The sequence below is a fragment of the Flavobacterium sp. EDS genome (assembly GCF_020991525.1).
In the GTDB taxonomy this organism is placed as follows: Bacteria; Bacteroidota; Bacteroidia; order Flavobacteriales; family Flavobacteriaceae; genus Flavobacterium.
Genome location: NZ_JAJMOZ010000028.1, coordinates 1 through 19,264, shown reverse-complemented (window position 1 = coordinate 19,264; position 19,264 = coordinate 1). Strand labels below are relative to the sequence as shown.

The window sequence follows — 19,264 nt, the reverse complement described above, 5'->3', positions numbered from 1 at the left end:
AATCTTCTACAATAATGATAACATCATCTGTAGCGGTACAATTCTTTTCATCAGTAACTGTTACTTTATAACCACCAGGTAATAATCCTGTAGCTGTAGCTGTAGTTTGTTCTGGTGTTGTGTTCCAACTGTATGTATAAAGTCCAGTACCTCCAGTTACAGTAACAGTTGCTTCTCCGTTATTATGCGTACTACAATCAGTATTAATTTGAGTATCTATTATTGCAATAAGTTTATCAGGTTCTGTTATTGTAAAGTTTTTAAATGCAGTCTCATTATTATGATCTGTTACTGTAACAACATAATTATCTGGGCTAAGATTTATTGCACTAGCACTGCTTCCGCCTGACGGAGACCAGGAATAAGAATAAGGAGGTGTTCCTCCAATCGTAGTAACCGAAGCAGCACCGTTATTAGCACCAAAACATAAAGCATTATTTTCTGAATCAACTTCTAATTTCAATATATCAGGTGTACTAAAAGGAGAATGAAATATTGTTGAATAAGATGAATTACCATCATTAGTAACAAAATATAAATCATATGCTGTATTTAACGTAAGGCCAGTAATAGGATACGAGGCTGGCACATTAGCTGTAAGATTCGAATTGCCATTAGCTATAACATTGACTGCTCCATAGTCTACACCATTTTGTATTTGGATTTCAGTAGGAACAGTAGATCCAGCTGGAACGACGACATAATAACCTGTTAAATCTGTTTGAACAGTCGTGTTAAAAATTGCCGATGTATATTTTATATTGGTTACAGATCCACTTGCATTAGCAATATCTTGTATTATTTCTTCTAATTCTACAACTTTACCAGCGGCATAGTACCATGTAAATTCGTCACTCTCCCCTACATTTAAATCATTTAATCTAACAAAAAAACCATAAGAACCATCTGTAGGACCGCTCGAAATGACACTTGTACTTGGGTCTTTCATAATTATATCAGACCAAGTACCATACCTATCAATAAAAGTATTAGCGCGATTAGAATTTGAAAAAATAAAAACCCCTTCTTCACCAGAAAAAAGTTTAAGTGCTTTAGATCTTTCACTTGGAGTAACTATAGGAGTAAATAAATCACCAACTATATTCCCTCGGGTCTTTTCGGGTTTATCATTACTTCCAATATAATCATCTTTTGTACCTGACCAATATCTTAAATTATTTACAGGCAAAGTCCCAATATTTTTAATTTTCACTTTAATTATAATAAAACTTGCGTCTTTTTCTAATGTAAATGTGTTTTCAACTTCTAATAATGAACCCGAAATATTGATATTCCCTTTTGAGACTATCGTTCCATGGCCTTTTGATGCACCAGTAGATACGAACTTAGAATCATCCATTGTCTGTCCCGTTATGGCTCCATTAATCAAAGAATTACCATTTACATTCCATTCATTCGTACCGTCACCACCAATATAATATGTATTATCAAAAGGATAATTGCTAAAAGTTAATGGAGCCCATAAAGATGTTGTTGAATTAAAATAAAAAGGCTGTTGCAAGTTTCCGTTACTGTTTACAGAATTTTCACTACCTGTACCAAAACGAAGAATATTGTTGTCAAATACATTTTGCGCTGAAATAGTATTAAGTGCTATCAATAAGACGAACACAATGATATATTTTTTTTTAACAATCAACTCACTTAGGTATTTTTTTGCCATAATATTTTTTTTGTTTTGCTCTTTTAAGATTCTAATAAAAAGAAAGGACAAAACTACTCTACCAAGAATTCTTTTAATAAAATAAAGGGGGGACAAATAGGGGACAAATTAACCAATAACAGCTAAACAACTTATAAACAACACATTGCACATTGTTTTTTTGAAGTAAATTTTACGAGCGATGGAAGCCCTTTTTTGTATTTTAGCAGATTAATGATTCAGTACACATGCCCAATAATATAAAAAAAACTAAAACTCTATTTATTGTTTTAATTTTTACTTTTTTTTCTAAATCATATTCTCAAACATTATCAATTCCTGTTCATGATTCATACAGAAGCATTGAAGAAATCGTTCTTCAGGAAATAGATTTTCAAAATGATTCTATTAGATTAAAAAAGTTTTTGGCTCCCTTACAACAATCTTCAAGCAAAAAATATAATATCCTATATTATGCTTTATTAGCAAATGGCTATTCAAGCTATTTTGATAAAATAAATTCTAAAAGTGATAAGTACTTCTTGCTTTCTATTCAAAAAGCAAAAGATATAAATGATATCCCTCTCGTTGTTTGGACGGAGATGAATTATTCAAAATATCTCTATCATTACAGGAATATGGATAAACTAATTCCAACCTTGTTAAAAACTATTGAAAATGCGGAGAATATAAAACCAGAAAAAATGATTCTCCCCGGAGAAACTTTTAAAATTTTTGGTTGGATAATGACAACCATTGATGATAATGATTTAAGTTTGAAATTCTTGAAAAAATCATTAGAATATTCTAAAACCAATACACCTGAATATGCTAGTATTTTAAATGCAATTGGTACCCATTATTTAAAGACAGACAAGCTTTCTACTGCGATGCATTATTTCAATAAAACAATTGCAGTTTCTTTACAAATTGGCGACAACATTCGATATGCAAAAGCACTTGGAGATAAAGCTCTTATATATGAAAAAAGAGGAGATTATAAAACTGCTTTGCAACTTTTAGAAAAAGATATTGATTACTCAAAAAAATATAAAGACGAAAAAAATAATATGTATGCCTTAATTTTAATGGCAAAAATTCTTTTAAAAAATCAAGATACTTCTAAAGCAACTATCTTTTTACAAAAGGCAGAAAAAATTGCTTTATCTAAATCTTATTATAACAATTCTTTAAAAGATATTATCGAATTAAAACTTGATATATTAAACGGTTCATACCCCGAAAAAGAGTTGCTATTAAGGCGCGAGCTTAAAAGAATAGATGATTCATTACTTAAAACTGATGGAGAAAATGCCTTGAGAAAAGCAAATTGGTTCGTTCAGAAAACAAAGTATGAAAATGAACTCAAAGAAGCTCAAAAACAAAATAGACAAGAAATTAAGACCAAAAACATCTATGCAATAATTGTTATTCTAGCAGTTTTGTTGTCTGTATCTATCTTAATTATATTTAAAAAAAGATTAAAAAATAGTAGCTTAGAGTATGACAAAAAAATCACAAGATATAAAATCGAAAAAATATCTTTTGAAAATAAACTCAAAGCCGCAAACCAAGATCTTGACTCTAATATTGAATTCTTGCATAATAAAAACATACAGATTTCTAAATTAAAATTAGAACTCGAACAAATAAAAAAATCTCCATCTTATTATCTAGAAGAAGAGAAAGGAAAACTACAAGAATTATTGGATTCTCATTTGATGACAGATGAAAACTGGAATAATTTTAAGAGAGAATTTAAAAAAGAATACGGTCCATTTTATGAAACTTTAATGACTGATTACCCTGAATTAAAGGATTCAAATCTCAAAATTATCATACTTCAAAAATTAAGATTTAGCAACTCAGAAATAGCTTCCTTATTAGGTATTACTACAGATGCAGTTAAAAAGTCAAAACAGCGCCTCAAGAAAAAATTGGGAGAAAAACAACATCAATTATTTGAAATTATAGATATGCCATAATAAGTACCATACTAAATGATTTTATGAAAATTGCTTGTCAATAGTTTTATATAATTAGTAACAAGCTTCAATTAAATTAATTTATATTACTAAAAATAGTATCTTTATGTAGTTATCGCTCACTTTATTATGATTTCAACCTTAAACCAAATCATATGATGCTACAAAAATTAAAAGCGTTTAAATCTGTTCAATTATTAGTTACTTTACTAGCATTAATAAGTTTTCAAGAAGCCGTTTTTGCAATACAAAAAGACACAATAGCGTATAATGGTTTTGGTTATCTTACCCTTTATAAACCTACAAAAACTGTAAATAATGTTATTATTTGCATTTCGGGTGATGGAGGTTGGAATAGTGGAATCGAGGGTATTGCGCTTCATCTAAAAAATGAAAAGACATTACTTATTGGTGTTGATATTCGTCAGGTTTTTAAGAGTATGAAAAAAAACAAATCGGCATGTCTCTACCCTGCCGCCGACTTTGAGCGAATGAGTCAATTTGTACAAAAAAAATTAAAATTTCAAACTTATAATATCCCTATTCTTTTGGGATATTCTTCTGGAGCAACTTTAGTTTATGGACTTGTTGCTCAAGCACCACAAAATACCTTTCGTGCCGGAATTGCATTAGGTTTTTGTCCAGACATAAATATAGATAAACCTTTGTGCGCAGGTTCTGGAAAATTTACTTCAACAAAACTTCAAAATGGTAAAGGCTATGATTTAGGACCAGTAGAGAATCTTAAAACACCTTTTATATCCCTACAAGGTCAAAATGACCAAGTCTGTAATTATCTAAAAACGGTATCTTTCCTTAAAAATGTAACTAATGCGCAAGTTGTTTCGCTTCCAAAAGTGGGACATGGTTATGGTCAAGAAAAAAATTGGCTTCCACAACTCATTCAAGTCTATAATAATATCACTGTAGAAAAAGAGGCTTATATGCCTGATGATATAGCCAAAAAATTGAATCTACCACTACATATCACTACTCCAACTAAAGATAAAATTAGTCCATATATGGTTGTATTTATTTCTGGCGATGGTGGATGGACAGATTTTGATCAACAAATGGCAAGTGCATTCGTTTTAAAAGGAGCTCCTGTAATTGGTCTAGATGCTTTAAAATATTTTTGGCAGAAAAAAAGCCCTGAAGAAACTACCACTGATGTATTAAGACTAATTGAGACCTATAGTGAAGAATGGAAAAAAGAAAAAATAGTATTAGTTGGTTATTCATTCGGCGCAGACATTGTTCCCTTTGTATATAACCGAATTCCTGAAAAATTCAAAAAAAACATCACAGGAATAGGTTTATTATCTCCGTCTAAAGAAACAGATTTTGAGGTTCATGTATCCGAACTTTTGGATATAAACAGCACATCAGGATTTTCTGTACCCAATGAAATTAATAAAATTAATGATATTCATCCAATTTGCTTTTTTGGAAAAGATGAAGATGATCTGCCAATTAAAGAAATTTCAAAAGAAAGCGCTAAAATCATATATCTCGAAGGCGGACACCATTATATAGATGCATTTATAACTGTAGCAAAAGAAATGATGCCTTAGATTCTTCATTATTAAAACTGTCATGTCAAATTATACTTCGTAAAAGTGTTTGATTCAATTATAAATACTTTAGAAATATTGACTCGTCATAATGGTACCGACTGAATGAATCAACAATTTCTCTGGTAAAACTCTCATAACTTTAATATTATTCTTTTTTTAGCTTCTCCATTAAATAAAATGTGCGTTTATGCATTAATGAATTCAAAATTAAGTTCATACACATAACTGTAACGCATTTCTATTTACATAAAATTCGTACATTTCCTTTTTTATAACCAATCAAATATTTTAAAATGAGAAAACAATTATTTACTTTATTTGGAATTATTTTGTTTGCGCAAACCCTTTTTGCACAATCAAAAACTGTAACTGGTACAGTAACTAGTCAATCTGACGGTTTATCACTTCCTGGCGTATCTGTTTTAATTGAAGGAACAGCTAAGAGTACCGTAACCGATTTTGATGGAAAATTTAGCATTCTAGTAAATGAAAATGAAACGCTACTCTTTAGCTTTGTGGGATTTTCAACTAAAAAGGTTAAAGTTTTAGCGGGCACAAGTGTCGTAAATCTAAAAATGACAGAAGAACTCAATGCGCTATCAGAAGTTGTTGTATTAGGATCTACTGTCCGTGCAACACGTAAAGAGCTTGGAAACGCAGTTACGAGTCTAAAAGGAGAAGACTTAATAAAAGCGCAACCAGGCGGACTTTCAACAGCATTGCAGGGTAAGATTGCAGGTGCACAGGTTTCTCAGAATTCAGGAGATCCTGCAGGAGGATTCAGCATTAAACTTAGAGGAACTTCATCGATATTAGGTTCATCAGATCCGTTGTATGTTATTGACGGAGTAGTTTTGAATAATGCTACCACCAATGTTACAAACTTAAATGTAACAACAGGAAACTCTAATATGCAAATTGGTCAAAATAGATCTTCCGACATAAACCCAAACGATATACAAAGTATTGAAGTATTAAATGGTGGAGCTGCCGCGGCAATCTATGGATCAAGAGCAGCCAATGGAGTTGTTTTAATAACAACTAAAAAAGGGGTTGCTGGCGAAACTAGATATACGTTTTCAACCAGTGTAACTTCAAACCAGATTCGAAAAAAATTAGACCTGAATATGTCTGACAAGCAATTCGTAAGTACTTCTCCTGCTTTATTTCCAATTCAAGGAAATCCTGCAAGTCCAACAACTGTAAGTGTATTAGGAAGAAATCTTGAAACAAGAACTTTTGGTGTACAACGATATGACTATCAAGATGATATTTTTACTACCGGAATCGGAACGGATACCTATTTTTCTATGCAAGGTGGAGATGAAAAAACAAAATATTTTGCTTCTCTTGGCCATTTGGTAAACGAAGGAATCATAAAAAATACTGATTTTAAAAGAACAGGTGCAAAAGTAAGATTGAAACATGATTTCAATTCAAAACTATCTGCTACGGTAGGATTAAATTATGTTAATTCAAGCTCAAATGAAAAGCCTGATGGAAACGTTTTCTGGAGTCCTATTAATTCGATAAATATTACCAATAATATATATGACATCAGTCAAAGAGATGCTAACGGCAACTTATTAGCTGTAGATCCCAACAGAATTAATCCACTTTCGATTATAGAAACTTTTAAAATCAAACAAAACACAGACCGTATTATTTCAGACTTACAATTAAACTATGTGCCTTTTAAAAATTTCAATGCCGATTTAATTTTTGGTATTGACAATTATAACCAAAGAGGAAACGTATATATTCCGAGATATCCTTATATCGTTAATCCGGCCTATTACAATGATGGTTATGTTTCTGAAGCAACAAATAGAGTCGTGCAATTTAATAACGATTTGAATTTAAAATATGTTTGGAACATCAACGAAAATTGGAAAGCAACTACTTATGGAGGGTATAACATCCAGACCTATCGCGATAATTTTGTGGCTGTAGAAGGGCGTAATTTAAAACCATTTATAGAAACCATAAATGCTTTTAATACCTTAATCCCTGGCTCTCCAAGCTCTAGCCAGTCAAAATATAATTTATGGGGATATTATCTTCAGGAAACTTTTGGTTACAAAGACAAATTATATGTAACAATAGCTGGAAGACAAGATGCTTCAACTATTTTTTCAAGCGATAATAGATCACAGTTTTACCCAAAGGCAAGTTTTAGTTATGTCCTCTCAGACGAAAAATTCATGGAAAGTATTCATGATATAGTAAGTTCGGTTAGAATTAGAGGTTCATGGGGAAAATCAGGAAGTTTAACCGCTATCAAACCTTATGCTCGTTTTACCAATTATTCTACTGGAACGCTTTTAGGAAACAGTACTTTTACTATTGAAGGATTCAAACAAGGAAATTTAGATTTGAAACCAGAACAAAGTGTGACTTATGAAATTGGAGGTGATTTTGGTTTTATAAAAGATCGTTTAAATCTATCATTTAGCTACTACAATGCCGACATTGATGACTTATTATTACCCGTTCAGTTAGCCGCTTCTGAAGGAGCTACAAATACCATTAAAAACATTGGACAAATGAATAATAGAGGTTTTGAAGTGAATCTTAAATATGATATCATCAAAAAAGAAAACTTACATCTTGACGCATTTGTAAACTACAGCAGCAACAGAAATAAAGTAACGGGATTACCGCAAACACGTTTCAAACTAGATAGTAATTTAGCAGGAGCACCCGTTTTTGTTGAAATGGACAAACCAGTTGGGATTTTCTACGGAACTTATTTTGCAAGAAATCCTGATGGTAGTTTATTGCTAACTCCAGATGGATATCCTCAAACTGAAAAAGGAAATGCAAGCACAGGAGTTGCAGAAAGAGATCAAACTACTGGGCAACCAAAAGGAGCTATTTTGAATAAACAAATTGGAAATCCAAATCCAGATTACATCATTTCGTTTGGAGCTAATTTGAATTACAAAAAATTTGGCTTGTCAGTATTATTTGATGGCGTTCAGGGGGTAGATGTTTTTGATGCCGATTACAGAACCAGACAAGGTGTTGGATCAGGAACAATCGTTGCTCAGGAACTTAACGGAGAATTACCACGTGGCTATATTTGGTCCGTTTATAATATAGAAGAATTTAGAATTGTTGATGGAAGCTATCTGAAACTAAGAGAAATCTCTTTAAACTATTCTTTTGGAAAAATAAATAAGTTTTTTGATGACTTAACCATCACCGCAAGTGGAAGAAACCTAATTTCATGGGATAATTTTACCAGTTTCGATCCAGAAACAAATTCTGGAGGGCAATCATCAGTTGCGAAATACAATTTTGGAACAGTGCCAATTCCTAGTTCTTATTCATTGGCTGTGAAATTTCAATTTTAATCAAATAAAAAAATCATGAAAAAAATATTCATTCTTATAGTAGCCTTCCCATTACTTTTAACAAGTTGTAATGAAGATTATTTAGATCCAACCAAACCATCACAAGAATTAGTTTTTAAAACCAGAGGTGGTGTTATTGGTGCTGCAAACGGATTACAGTTACTTTGGACTGTTGATCGAACAAGTCCTGTTTACAATACGATTACAGGTAGTGGATTTACAACAAAAGAACTACGATTACTAAATGCAGGAAATGTTGACGAAGGCGAACTTTCGGTTGGAGGCGAAGTAGTTTCTACTAGAAATTTGGTTGTAAATAATCTATGGTCACAATGCCTAATAATTAAATCTGAATCACAAAAAGTAATTGATCATGTCGATATTTTGACTTCAGAAACGGAAAGAACAAGCGTTTTAGTTCATGCCTCCATTTATAAGGCAATGGCACTTACAACTCTTGTGCAATACTTTCAAAGTGTACCCTTAACAACCGGAAAAAATGCAACCTTTAATTCCAGAACCGAGGTATTAGATGAGGCTATTAAAATCTTAAAAACAACAGAACCTTATCTTGATAAAGCAACTGGTTTTACAGAATTGGTAAGTGGTATTAATTATAAAAATACCGTTTACGCACTTTTAGCAAGAACTTATTTAATGGCTGGAGACAATGATAATGCCATCAAATATGCTAATTTGGTAGATCTTACTTCTAAATCAGTATTTGTCTTTGATCAAATTAGCGCTAATCCAATAGCTTATATTTCGATAACAACTAATAATGTATTTCAGCCTGTTGATTTAACCCTAGGATTACCAGCAGCTTTAGCTCCTTCAAATTCTGATGGAAGACTAAATTTTTATATCAAACCAGGATCAAATCCTACAACAGCAACTGGTTTTTTCGATTCTAATACTAAATCAATACCTGTTTATCTACCTGGTGAAATGATGTTAATTGTAGCAGAAGTATATGCACGAAAAGAAAATTTACCTCAAGCCATTATTGAATTGAACAAAGTCTTAACCAAAACAGTCGCTGCTGATGCTTACGGAATTGGTGCAAATCTTGCTCCATATTCTGGAGCTGCAACCAAGGCCGCTGTTCTAACCGAAATTTACAGAAATCGTTGTATCGAAATGTATATGTCTGGTTTAAAATTGGAAGACAGTAGAAGATTTGAACGTCCTGCCGCCGGAACCGCTGGTGCCGAAAGAAACCGTAATTGGTATCCTTATCCCGATTCTGAAAGAAACAACAACACAAATACTCCTCCTAATCCTGCCATATAAGAACAGCTAAAAAATGAGGTATCAATTGATACCTCATTTTTTTATATCCAATTTACAATGAATCTTCTCCTTTTGTTTTAACAACATTAATAATCCAATTTTCAAAACTTCGCCAGGATTTTAGTTCATCTGAGATAGATGCATAATCATAAATAGGGTATTCATGGCAATACACATCAAAATTAACCAGATCAGATTTAGATGTACAAAATCCCATCCAATCACCCATTGAACAATGGCTACCAATCATAAAATAACGCTCTTTTGTTATTTCATCTTCTTCTTCAATTTCTTTTTTTATCAAAGTATTATACTTCTCCAATTGTTCTGCATTGTACAATTCAAATTTTGAAGAATGTTCTCCAATAAAAAAAGCACCAACTCCGATTTCTTGCAAAAAGTAATAGTACGAGTCGGGTAAACAATTGTTTGTTAACTCTTTTATAATCTCTATATCCTGATTTGAAACGCTTTGAATATTGAAAGTTACTTCTTCCGTTTTCTTTTTCCCAAAAGATGTCGTTTCAATTATGGCTTTATTATTCGAAATCCAGTTATTTAATTCATCAAGAGCATGTAGATATTCTGCATTCATTTTTATAGGTATTAAACGAATGATTAAATATAAGAATTACATTTCATTCCTTCACTTTCCTTAATATAATAAAAAAAGCTATCACATGTAAAAATATCATTTTTCCACTTTTAAATCTTTCGTTTTAACAGTCTTAAAACAATACAGATTCAAATACCTTTAATTATATTTACGCAACAATAACCGTCATATTTGACCTATATTAAATTCATTATGAAGACAATATATTTACTGTTAACCTTACTTGGAATCGTATTGCCTTTTTCACAATTTATCCCTTGGCTAGTCGAAAATGGATTTCATTTTCCATTACTGTTACAACAAATTGTAGAGAATCCATTAGCTGTTTTTGCTTGGCTAGATGTTATCGTAACGGTCATTGTTATTGTGTTTATGGTTGTTAGCGAGGGTAAAAAGCTTAAAATGAAAAAAATATGGATTCCTATAGTGGCCTCATTTATTGGAGGAGCTTCTGTGGGGCTTCCTTTGTTTTTGTACATGAAGCAATGCCATCTTGAAAACAAAATATAATCCTACAATCTTTATAAAATTTATCGATCAATAGTCGAGAAGAAATTGTAGCATTTTAACCAACAAATGATAATATAAACTTACAAGCTTAGAGAGTCTATCCTAGCCAGATCTTCTATTTTACCTATCCACATTTTCTTATCACTTTCATCTAATTCATAAAGAGGTCCTATAAAATTACTCTGAATTGAAGAAACTCCACAATATTCAAGAATGCCATTTTTTAACTGAACGAGTCCACTTGATTTATAAATATTTTCGTAATCAGCTTCAGATAAATCACCTGCTGTTGTAATTATTCTTCCCGTTTTACCATTTAATAATCCCTCGCTTAGATGTCCTTTATTACTTTTAAAAGCAATACCTGGCAAAAAGGCTCTATCAAAAAATCCTTTCATAATTGCTGGCATACCAAGCCACCATATAGGGTGAATCCAGATCTGATGATTACTCCATTTAATATCTTCTAATGCTTTTACCAAATCTGGTTCTAGCTTTATTCTTTGTTTATAACCAAACTGTAAATTAGGATTAAAATCCAACTCCCCAATAGCAATATAACGTACTTCTGAACCTGCATCTGATGCAGATTTAATATAGGAATGGGCAATTGCACTGTTAAAACTATTCTTGTCAGGATGCCCGTTAATAACTACTATTTTTTTCATTCTTCTTGATTTAAAATTTGTTTAAATAATTCAATTTGTTGACAATAAAAAATATCTGACAATGAGCTCGGGAAGAAATCAAAAGCATGTACAGCTCCTTTTATTTCCAATAAATTAACACCACCACCTGCATTCTCTAATTTTTGCGCATACAATTTCCCTTCATCTTTCAATGGATCTAACTCACACACAATAATAGTGGCATCTGGTAAATCATTGAAGTTATCTTCTAATAACGGAGCTGCATATTTAGGTGGTTTTGTCATATTGTGCTGTAAGTAATGTTTCCACATCCATTCTGCTGCATTTTTAGTTTGCATAGGAGCATTTACTAATGCGTTCATAGATGGTGTTTTCAAAATATGGCTCATTGGTGGATACAACAAAAACTGATGTCTAATTTGTATTTCTTTTTTATCCCTTGCCAAATGCGTAACCGATGCAGCAATTGTTCCTCCAGCGCTACTCCCTCCTATTAGGATTTTATTTTTGTTTCCTTCTATATCATCTGCATATTTGGACAACCATGATAAAACATCATATCCATCTTCAATAGCTGCTGGAAATGGATATTCAGGAGCCAAACGATAATCGATAGAAACAATTAGCATATTTGTATCAAGAGCCAACCGAAAGAATATAAAATCATATTGCTCAGGAGTGCCATATATAAATGCACCTCCATGAAAATAGAGTAATACTGGTAAATTTTGTTTCCCTTTTGGCTTATATGTTCTCAATCTAATTTCTCTTGATTTATCAGAAGATGGAATCTGAATATTCTCAACAGAAAGATGTTTTGGAACTGTAATTGCCTCTTCTTTTAAGGAAACATCCATTTCCTCTTTCCTGATTTTTGCAGGGTCATTCGCTAACAATGCTTCGTAATCTATGTGGTTAAACGGGCTATTAAGAATAGCTTTCCAAAGATCTGTATCTATCTTTTTAATTATACTTTCCATATCTCAATTGCATTATAATTTTACCACAACTTTCCCCACTGTCCGCCCCGTTTCAATTTGCAGATGTGCTTTTGCCATTTCATCAAACTCAAAAACGTGGGAAACATAAGGTTTCAGTATTCCTTTTTCTAACAAAGAAGCAATATATCGCATATCATGACCGCTAGAATATACAGCCATAAAATAACAAGCATGCAAGTTTTTTTCTTTAGCTTTTAACTCATCTTCTTTCGTATGTCCTGAGGGCAATGTAACAATGGTTCCAAATTGTTTTAATACTTGTACTGATTTTTGAAAATTCTCTCCTCCAACAGATTCTAATACAAAATCAATATCAGTAAGTACTTCTTCAAAACGAATTGTTTTATAATCAATATGTTCATCTGCACCTAACTTAAGAACAAAATCGCGATTGGAAACCGATGAAACAGCAATAACATAAGCACCAATATGCTTCGCAATCTGTATAGCAAAATGCCCTACACCACCCGAAGCCGCATGAATAAGAACCTTATCTTTTGGTCTCAATTTTCCATAATCTTTAAATGCTTGCCAAGCTGTTAATGCTGCCAAAGTGCTAGCAGCGGCTTCGACATGGCTACTGTTTTTAGGTTTTAGTGCAAGATGCTCCTCGAGAGCTGCTACATATTCGGCATATCCTCTGCCGTGTCCAACAAAATTCACCATACCAAATACTTCATCGCCAATTTGAAATCTAGTAACTTCATTTCCTATTTCTACAACTTCGCCCGAAATGTCCCAACCCAAAATCAATGGATCGTATTGAACTAATTCTTCTGCAAGTGGAGCCTGGCGACTACGAACTTTTACATCTACTGGATTAATACTGATTGCTTTTACTTTAACAAGTACTTCATTTGCTTTTATTTGAGGTTTTTTGATGTCTTTATAAATAAGATTCTCAATGCCTCCAAACTTTTCCAATACGATTGCTTTCATATTACTTCTATTTATTTAAGCAAAAATAGACTGGTAAAAAGGATAAAAACAGGTACAATTAATGCTTATTCAGGTATCTTTGCAATATGGCTAGAGAAAACATCTATCAATCGCTTGAAGTATTCTACGAGAAAGTAGATGAATGTCCTTTACGTGACAGGTTGTTCAATTTTTTTGAACTCGTATACGTTATATCGGGTACTGGGAATCATACGGTAAATGGAAATACGTTTCCTTACCTTGCTGGAGATTTGTTTTTAATAACACCAAATGATTCCCATGGATTTGATTTAGAAAGTACCTGTGAATTTATGGTAGTTCGTTTTGGCGAAAGCTATATCAAAGAGTTCCAATGGAAAAGTATAGATCATATAGAGTGTCTTTTATATTACGCCTCTCATTTATCGGGTTCAGTACTTGTAAATAATGATGACAAAGAAATGATTATTTTACTGATGCGAAATCTACAACAAGCTACGGAGCTTCAAGCAATGTATAGCGAAGATCTCATAAGTCATTTGGTGAATGCTATTATTGTCATTGCAGCCAGAAACATTGCTATAATTAAACCTCAGAGCATCTCACCCAATGCAGATATTCGCACATTGCAAATATTAGATTATATCCAAGAACATATCCGCCAGCCAGAATTTTTGAAAGTGGCTGTAATTGCTGAAAAATTTGGCTTATCTCCCACCTATCTTGGAAGCTACTTCCGAAAACAATGCAACGAATCGATACAGGAATATATTTCTTCTTATCGCATCCGACTAATAGAACATCGATTGCGTTTCAGCGATAAAAGGGTGCATGAAATTGCCGATGAATTTGGATTTGCAGATGAAAGTCATATCAATAAGTTTTTCAAACGACACAAAGAACTTACTCTTAAAGCATATAGAATTGGATTGAGTAACTGATGTTATAGCAGCTTTAGGATACACTTTTTAATGACTCCATAATTCGAATTAAATGCAGCAGTTAAAAGCTCTCTTTTGAATCTATAAACTAAAATAAAAACAGGTATTGACTTCAAGTTAAATTTTGGGTCAAATTTATTAAGCTATATTATCAAATCAATTAGCCCACATAAACCTGCTCCAATTAGTATGGTCCAAGAAATCCAATCTTTAAATTCATTGTTTTTATGTTTCAAAAATAAAACATGAAGTCCCAAATGTATAATCGTAAAGATGTTGAAACTTTTAATAAATACTGCTATGTCCTGACTATGTGTTAGCTCCCAATAAATAAAAAAGAATAATGGAATATGCACTAAAACAAATACTATATATCCTAATTTGTCGCTTAGTAAAGAAAGCCCAGGAAAGATTCTCCATTCTCTACATCGTATTGCGTCCATTTCGTGGATTGTAATAAACGAAAGTCCTAAATAAAAGAAAATATGATCTATCATTATATTGAATTTATTTCCGTCTTGTTTAATTTATCTTAGACTTCAAGTAACTTAGGCTTTGTTGATATCCAAAATAAATTACAAAACGAATTTACAAATAATGTTTAACAAAACTCTCTTTGCGATTTAGTGATTATACTACACTTTAGTAAAATATGCTATCATTTGTTTTGCTCTTCTAATTTTACTCAATTAATTTAAGCAATAGTACAACCTAAGGCTAATTGTACACAACCGAAAAATTAACAACTATTTTTTAATATTGAAAAGTAATAATTTTCTATAAAGCGGATATGATGAATTTGATGTCCAATAATATTGAATGCCATAGCTTCAATAGTAATCCGATGTTTCCAATTGATTCCTGATTTTTGAAAATCAAGTTCATCAAAAGTGCTGAATAATTCTATTGTAGATTTCCTAACAGCAATTAATTCGGTAATAATTTGTTCGATAGTTTTACTATTAGCTTTTGATTGTCGAGCCATTTCTATTTCATCAAATGCAATTACAAAATCATTCTCATTTCTTGCAAATTTTAATGTGCCAGCAATTAAAAGTCTTTCAATATCAGTAACGTGTTGCAAAATTTCTTTTATAGTCCATTTATCTGCTTGGTACGTTTTATTTCCGATGAGTTTAACTTTTTGCAAATCTAGAGCCTTAATTTGTTTCAAACTTTCCTCAAAAGCCTGAAACAAATCAATATCCTCAACTAAATTAATATAACGGTCAAAATAGTCAGGTAATACTTTTATTTCTGTTCGTTTCATAACAATGTTTACAAATAATTATTAAATGCTTTAATCGTAATAGCTAACGCAATAAAACATTTATTATTCAATACTTCAAATTAAAAGCTTTTTCTTATAAAAAAAGCTCCAGATTTCTCTGAAGCTTTATCATAATAGCCTTTGACGAAGGTTCTATAAAATACCTTAAAAATTAGTGTTTATTCTTTTAGAACGATCAGCAACGTATGAGATTAACCAAATAATTGGACCTTCTTTTACAAAGTATATTTTCTTTTTTTCTGAGTTTGGAATACTTTCTACAAGAGTCAATAATATGTTATTGGCAGAAATTAAATATTTTTGATCGTATATATTTAAAACTCTAGCCGCTTCTTTATCCGTTTTAGAAAGATTGTTATACTTATTGAAGTTGTTCTTCAATACAGCATCATAATTCATAATATCTTCTAAATTAAAAGGAATATAATGATCTTTAGTGTTTTCATTAAAATATAGCGTTGTAAAAGCCCAAACAGCACCACCAGATAAGTAGATCTTTTCTTTGTTTTGTAGAAGAGGATTTGAGTCAAGCATTTCTTTTACCTTCTTACGCAATACAGTGTTATAATCAAAAGATTTTTCTTGATATGCTAACATGTCACTAGCTTCTTTTTGATTTGCTACTGTCTTTTTTACTGCATCAGTAAGTGTCATTGTACCAAAATCAAGCTCTAAAGGCATAAATTCTAATTTATTATCTCCAAGCTCATCGATATAACCACCTTTTGTGCTTACAGCGCCAATATCAAGTAAGATGGCATTAGGATAATCAACAGGAGGAATTGCTCCCTTAACCAACATTCTAGTTTCTTCGTTGATATTAATAACTTCTAATTTTTTGTTGGTAAGCGTCGCAATTTTATTTTTTAAAACATCTAGGTTACGAGCAGATGCAAAAACAGAAGAAGCTACTAAAAATATATTATCTTCATTAATATTGTACTTCACTCTGATTTGCGACAAATGATTATAAACGATGCTACTAGCTTTGTTAATGTCTTCTTGGGTAAGTTCGCCAAAAGCAGTAATATTTTTGGCAAAATTAAGTCCTTCTTCATTTACGTAATGAACAATTTTATAATCGGCTTTCTTTATGTTATTTACCTCTAGAACGGTAACTTTTATTGTTCTACGTCCGATTTCAATTCCGGCATAAACGTTTTTTTGAGAAAAGGAACTAATGGAAAAAAATAAATTTAAAAGGGTAAAAATTAAAATTTGGGATTTGTTTTTTTTAAGCATTGGATTTAGTTGTGTTATAATTTAATTTGGAGTAAAATTTTTAATGTGTGTGTTTAAATAAGAAGTTGGTGTTGCGTTTTTTAAATATCAAAATTAAGATGTTGTTGAAGTAGATTCTTCATAAGTAATTCAATGTCTTTTATATCAACTATAAAGTAAAAAGGGCTTCATGATGGTTAATGTATAAATGACTAAATAAAAGAATAATTGGCTATCATATCTAAAATGTGACGAAGCAAAAACTGTTAAATAAAACTGCACAAATCTATAAAAACATTTACTAATACAAAGTCAGTTATTAAGAAAATGTAGTATTAAATTATCTAGGCAGCAATGTTAAGTTAATGATAAATAGCTTCGTTTTTCCTAACATACTGAAGAAGAACAGGCTACTGCAACACTAGATTTAATTAAGGCAACAAGGAGCCGATTCTAACGAGTTTTGTTTGAATAAGCAACTGTAATTTAAGGTTAAGTAACCCGTATTATTTGGTTTAAAAAACAGAAAAATCTTATTAGGTCACTATTTTCTATCTACTTAATTGATCCATAATTTGTATTATTTCTACAGCATGGTTTACTTCTAAATCTATGTTGCTATTTCCTTTGTATTTTATTTCAATAGCATCTTCTATTTCGTTATAATTTATCAAAATTTGTGACCCTTCAATTTCCCAATAATATTCATTACCATTGTGTTTAAAAAGCTGATTGGTGTATGGTTGTCTTTGATAATTAGGGTTTTCCCAGATTTCTTTTGAAATTTGAGTTAACAGATCAATAATTTCATAAGCATCAGATTGTGTGAGTAAGCAATACTCTTTCTTTTCGTTGTCCAACTGCAGAGAAATACGATCTTCCTTTTTTTGAATCTGAATATTTCCATTCTTAACAAACCAATTATAAACCTGATTTTCCATTTTTTAGCTGTTTTGAGGTGTCCACATTTTTAGAAACTTAAACTTTTTTGAGTACTCCTCTCTTGGGCAAAATGCCAAAGCAACTTCTTTATTGTCAAGTGAGGATTCTGTAATTACTACAAAATCAGTTTCATTTTTAAGTTTATCAAATTCGATTTCATTCGCTAAGCAAACCACTTTTTTAAATATCCCATTTATCCATTTTATCATATCCTCATTTTCTTGAAATTTTTTGTAACAAGCCAATGATGCATGTGCTGCAATTACTGGAGCCAATTTATCTGGAATATTGTCTTTAATGATAATATACATTTTCATACGTTTGACATTAAAAAGATTACGAATAACCTAAGTTTGAGTATTATAGAAATAGTTTAATTCAAACAAAATTAAGTTAAATATAACGTAAAAAAAAGCTTCAGAGAAATCTGAAGCTTGTCTTAGTAGCCGAAGCCTTTAAATAGCTAACCAATTTGTTATGAATTAGTATTCTATTTATACTTACTCAAATCTAAATTAAGAATGGTCCCTACTCTGCTAAACTCTTCATTAATCTTTGCATTCAGGATTAGTTGTTTATTATTTATGGGATGATTAAAAATTAACTGATGTGCATGAAGCATCATTCCTTTCAGGTCATAATTCTCTAACCACAATTTATTTTGTTTGTTACAACCATGTGGTCGGCTACCTAAAATGGGATGGAAAATATGTTTGAAATGTTTTCGCAATTGATGCATACGGCCAGTTTCAGGAATCGCTTCTACCAAACAATACCGTGATGTTGGTTTATTATTAAATTCTAACTCAATTTCAGTATTTTGCAAACGATGAAAGTATGTTATAGCATTTTGTTTAACATCATCATCATTGATTAAATCATAATCAATCGTTAGTTCTTCGGGTGACCAACCACGCAAAATGGCTAAATATTTTTTTTCGACTTCCCGTGTGGCAAAACGATCATTCATAATTTTCAAGACATCTTTATCCAACGCAAATAACAAAACACCAGATGTTTTTCGGTCTAACCGATGAATAGGATAAACGTGCTGCCCTCCTATTTGATTTCTCAATTCCTGAATGGCATACACTTTTGCATCACGTGCATAAAATGATTTGTGAACCAACAAGCCGCTTGGTTTATTAATTGCGATAATATATTCGTCTTGGTAAAGAATTTCTAACATTTGGCAAAAGTAAAAGAGATTTCGATTAAAATCATTTTTATGACTTATTTGTTTCTATACTTTTCCTTATTTTATTTTAGATCTAAAAATAAAAAAGAGACTCGAAAG

17 protein-coding genes are annotated in these 19,264 nt (G+C 31.5%); 6 read left to right on the top strand and 11 right to left on the bottom strand.

Features of this window, described 5'->3' with window-relative positions; all coding sequences use genetic code 11:
* Positions 1 to 1,684: SprB repeat-containing protein (locus tag LPB87_RS20380; RefSeq protein ID WP_230729186.1), on the bottom strand; the 1,684-nt coding region annotated here is incomplete at its 3' end.
* 227 nt (positions 1,685 to 1,911) lie between these two features.
* Here LPB87_RS20380 and LPB87_RS20375 point away from each other — a divergent pair.
* The 4 genes from LPB87_RS20375 to LPB87_RS20360 all read left to right on the top strand — a co-directional run bounded on the left by LPB87_RS20375 (position 1,912) and on the right by LPB87_RS20360 (position 9,877).
* Entirely contained in the window at positions 1,912 to 3,648 is a 1,737-nt protein-coding gene (locus tag LPB87_RS20375; RefSeq protein ID WP_230729185.1) for a tetratricopeptide repeat protein, read from the top strand.
* A gap of 155 nt (positions 3,649 to 3,803) precedes the next feature.
* Positions 3,804 to 5,222, top strand: coding sequence for an AcvB/VirJ family lysyl-phosphatidylglycerol hydrolase (locus tag LPB87_RS20370; protein WP_230729184.1), 1,419 nt, complete (start codon positions 3,804 to 3,806; stop codon positions 5,220 to 5,222).
* Between the two features lie 296 nt (positions 5,223 to 5,518).
* Positions 5,519 to 8,584 (top strand): SusC/RagA family TonB-linked outer membrane protein, encoded by a 3,066-nt coding sequence (locus LPB87_RS20365; RefSeq protein ID WP_230729183.1) that lies wholly within the window; start codon positions 5,519 to 5,521, stop codon positions 8,582 to 8,584.
* A gap of 15 nt (positions 8,585 to 8,599) precedes the next feature.
* Positions 8,600 to 9,877: a RagB/SusD family nutrient uptake outer membrane protein gene (locus LPB87_RS20360; RefSeq protein ID WP_230729182.1), complete on the top strand. Its 1,278-nt coding sequence runs from the start codon at positions 8,600 to 8,602 to the stop codon at positions 9,875 to 9,877.
* 52 nt (positions 9,878 to 9,929) lie between these two features.
* Here the strand turns inward: LPB87_RS20360 and LPB87_RS20355 are convergent, their stop codons facing one another.
* A complete protein-coding gene (locus LPB87_RS20355; RefSeq protein ID WP_230729181.1) occupies positions 9,930 to 10,472 on the bottom strand; it encodes an SMI1/KNR4 family protein in 543 nt (180 codons plus the stop codon).
* A 213-nt stretch (positions 10,473 to 10,685) separates the two neighbouring features.
* On the opposite strand from LPB87_RS20355, the gene LPB87_RS20350 reads away from it, so the two are divergent.
* Positions 10,686 to 11,003, top strand: a complete 318-nt coding sequence (locus tag LPB87_RS20350) for a DUF2834 domain-containing protein (protein WP_230729180.1) — start codon at positions 10,686 to 10,688, stop codon at positions 11,001 to 11,003.
* A gap of 80 nt (positions 11,004 to 11,083) precedes the next feature.
* Here the strand turns inward: LPB87_RS20350 and LPB87_RS20345 are convergent, their stop codons facing one another.
* From LPB87_RS20345 to LPB87_RS20335, 3 genes are read right to left on the bottom strand one after another with little or no spacing between them, the layout of a single operon-like run.
* Complete coding sequence (locus LPB87_RS20345; protein WP_230729179.1) at positions 11,084 to 11,671, bottom strand: NAD(P)H-dependent oxidoreductase; 588 nt, start codon at positions 11,669 to 11,671, stop codon at positions 11,084 to 11,086.
* On the bottom strand, positions 11,668 to 12,633 hold the full coding sequence (locus LPB87_RS20340) for an alpha/beta hydrolase (protein WP_230729178.1): 966 nt from the start codon (positions 12,631 to 12,633) through the stop codon (positions 11,668 to 11,670). The genes LPB87_RS20345 and LPB87_RS20340 overlap by 4 nt, the downstream gene beginning before the upstream one ends.
* A gap of 12 nt (positions 12,634 to 12,645) precedes the next feature.
* The gene (locus LPB87_RS20335; RefSeq protein WP_230729177.1) at positions 12,646 to 13,593 is read right to left on the bottom strand and encodes an NADP-dependent oxidoreductase; all 948 of its coding nucleotides are present in this window, start codon (positions 13,591 to 13,593) and stop codon (positions 12,646 to 12,648) included.
* 86 nt (positions 13,594 to 13,679) lie between these two features.
* Here LPB87_RS20335 and LPB87_RS20330 point away from each other — a divergent pair, with 86 nt between their 5' ends.
* On the top strand, positions 13,680 to 14,513 hold the full coding sequence (locus LPB87_RS20330; RefSeq protein WP_230729175.1) for an AraC family transcriptional regulator: 834 nt from the start codon (positions 13,680 to 13,682) through the stop codon (positions 14,511 to 14,513).
* Between the two features lie 143 nt (positions 14,514 to 14,656).
* On the opposite strand, the gene LPB87_RS20325 is transcribed toward LPB87_RS20330, so the two are convergent.
* The 6 genes from LPB87_RS20325 to LPB87_RS20300 all read right to left on the bottom strand — a co-directional run bounded on the left by LPB87_RS20325 (position 14,657) and on the right by LPB87_RS20300 (position 19,156).
* Positions 14,657 to 15,010, bottom strand: a complete 354-nt coding sequence (locus LPB87_RS20325) for a DUF6713 family protein (RefSeq protein ID WP_230729173.1) — start codon at positions 15,008 to 15,010, stop codon at positions 14,657 to 14,659.
* Positions 15,011 to 15,252: 242 nt separating this feature from the next.
* On the bottom strand, positions 15,253 to 15,783 hold the full coding sequence (locus LPB87_RS20320; protein ID WP_230729171.1) for a DinB family protein: 531 nt from the start codon (positions 15,781 to 15,783) through the stop codon (positions 15,253 to 15,255).
* Between the two features lie 165 nt (positions 15,784 to 15,948).
* Positions 15,949 to 17,046, bottom strand: a complete 1,098-nt coding sequence (locus tag LPB87_RS20315; RefSeq protein WP_129538598.1) for an exopolyphosphatase — start codon at positions 17,044 to 17,046, stop codon at positions 15,949 to 15,951.
* 530 nt (positions 17,047 to 17,576) lie between these two features.
* Positions 17,577 to 17,966, bottom strand: coding sequence for a hypothetical protein (locus LPB87_RS20310; protein ID WP_230729170.1), 390 nt, complete (start codon positions 17,964 to 17,966; stop codon positions 17,577 to 17,579).
* Positions 17,967 to 17,969: 3 nt separating this feature from the next.
* Entirely contained in the window at positions 17,970 to 18,284 is a 315-nt protein-coding gene (locus tag LPB87_RS20305) for a hypothetical protein (RefSeq protein ID WP_129538600.1), read from the bottom strand.
* Between the two features lie 173 nt (positions 18,285 to 18,457).
* Entirely contained in the window at positions 18,458 to 19,156 is a 699-nt protein-coding gene (locus LPB87_RS20300; protein WP_230729168.1) for a pseudouridine synthase, read from the bottom strand.
* Between the last annotated feature and the right edge of the window lie 108 nt (positions 19,157 to 19,264).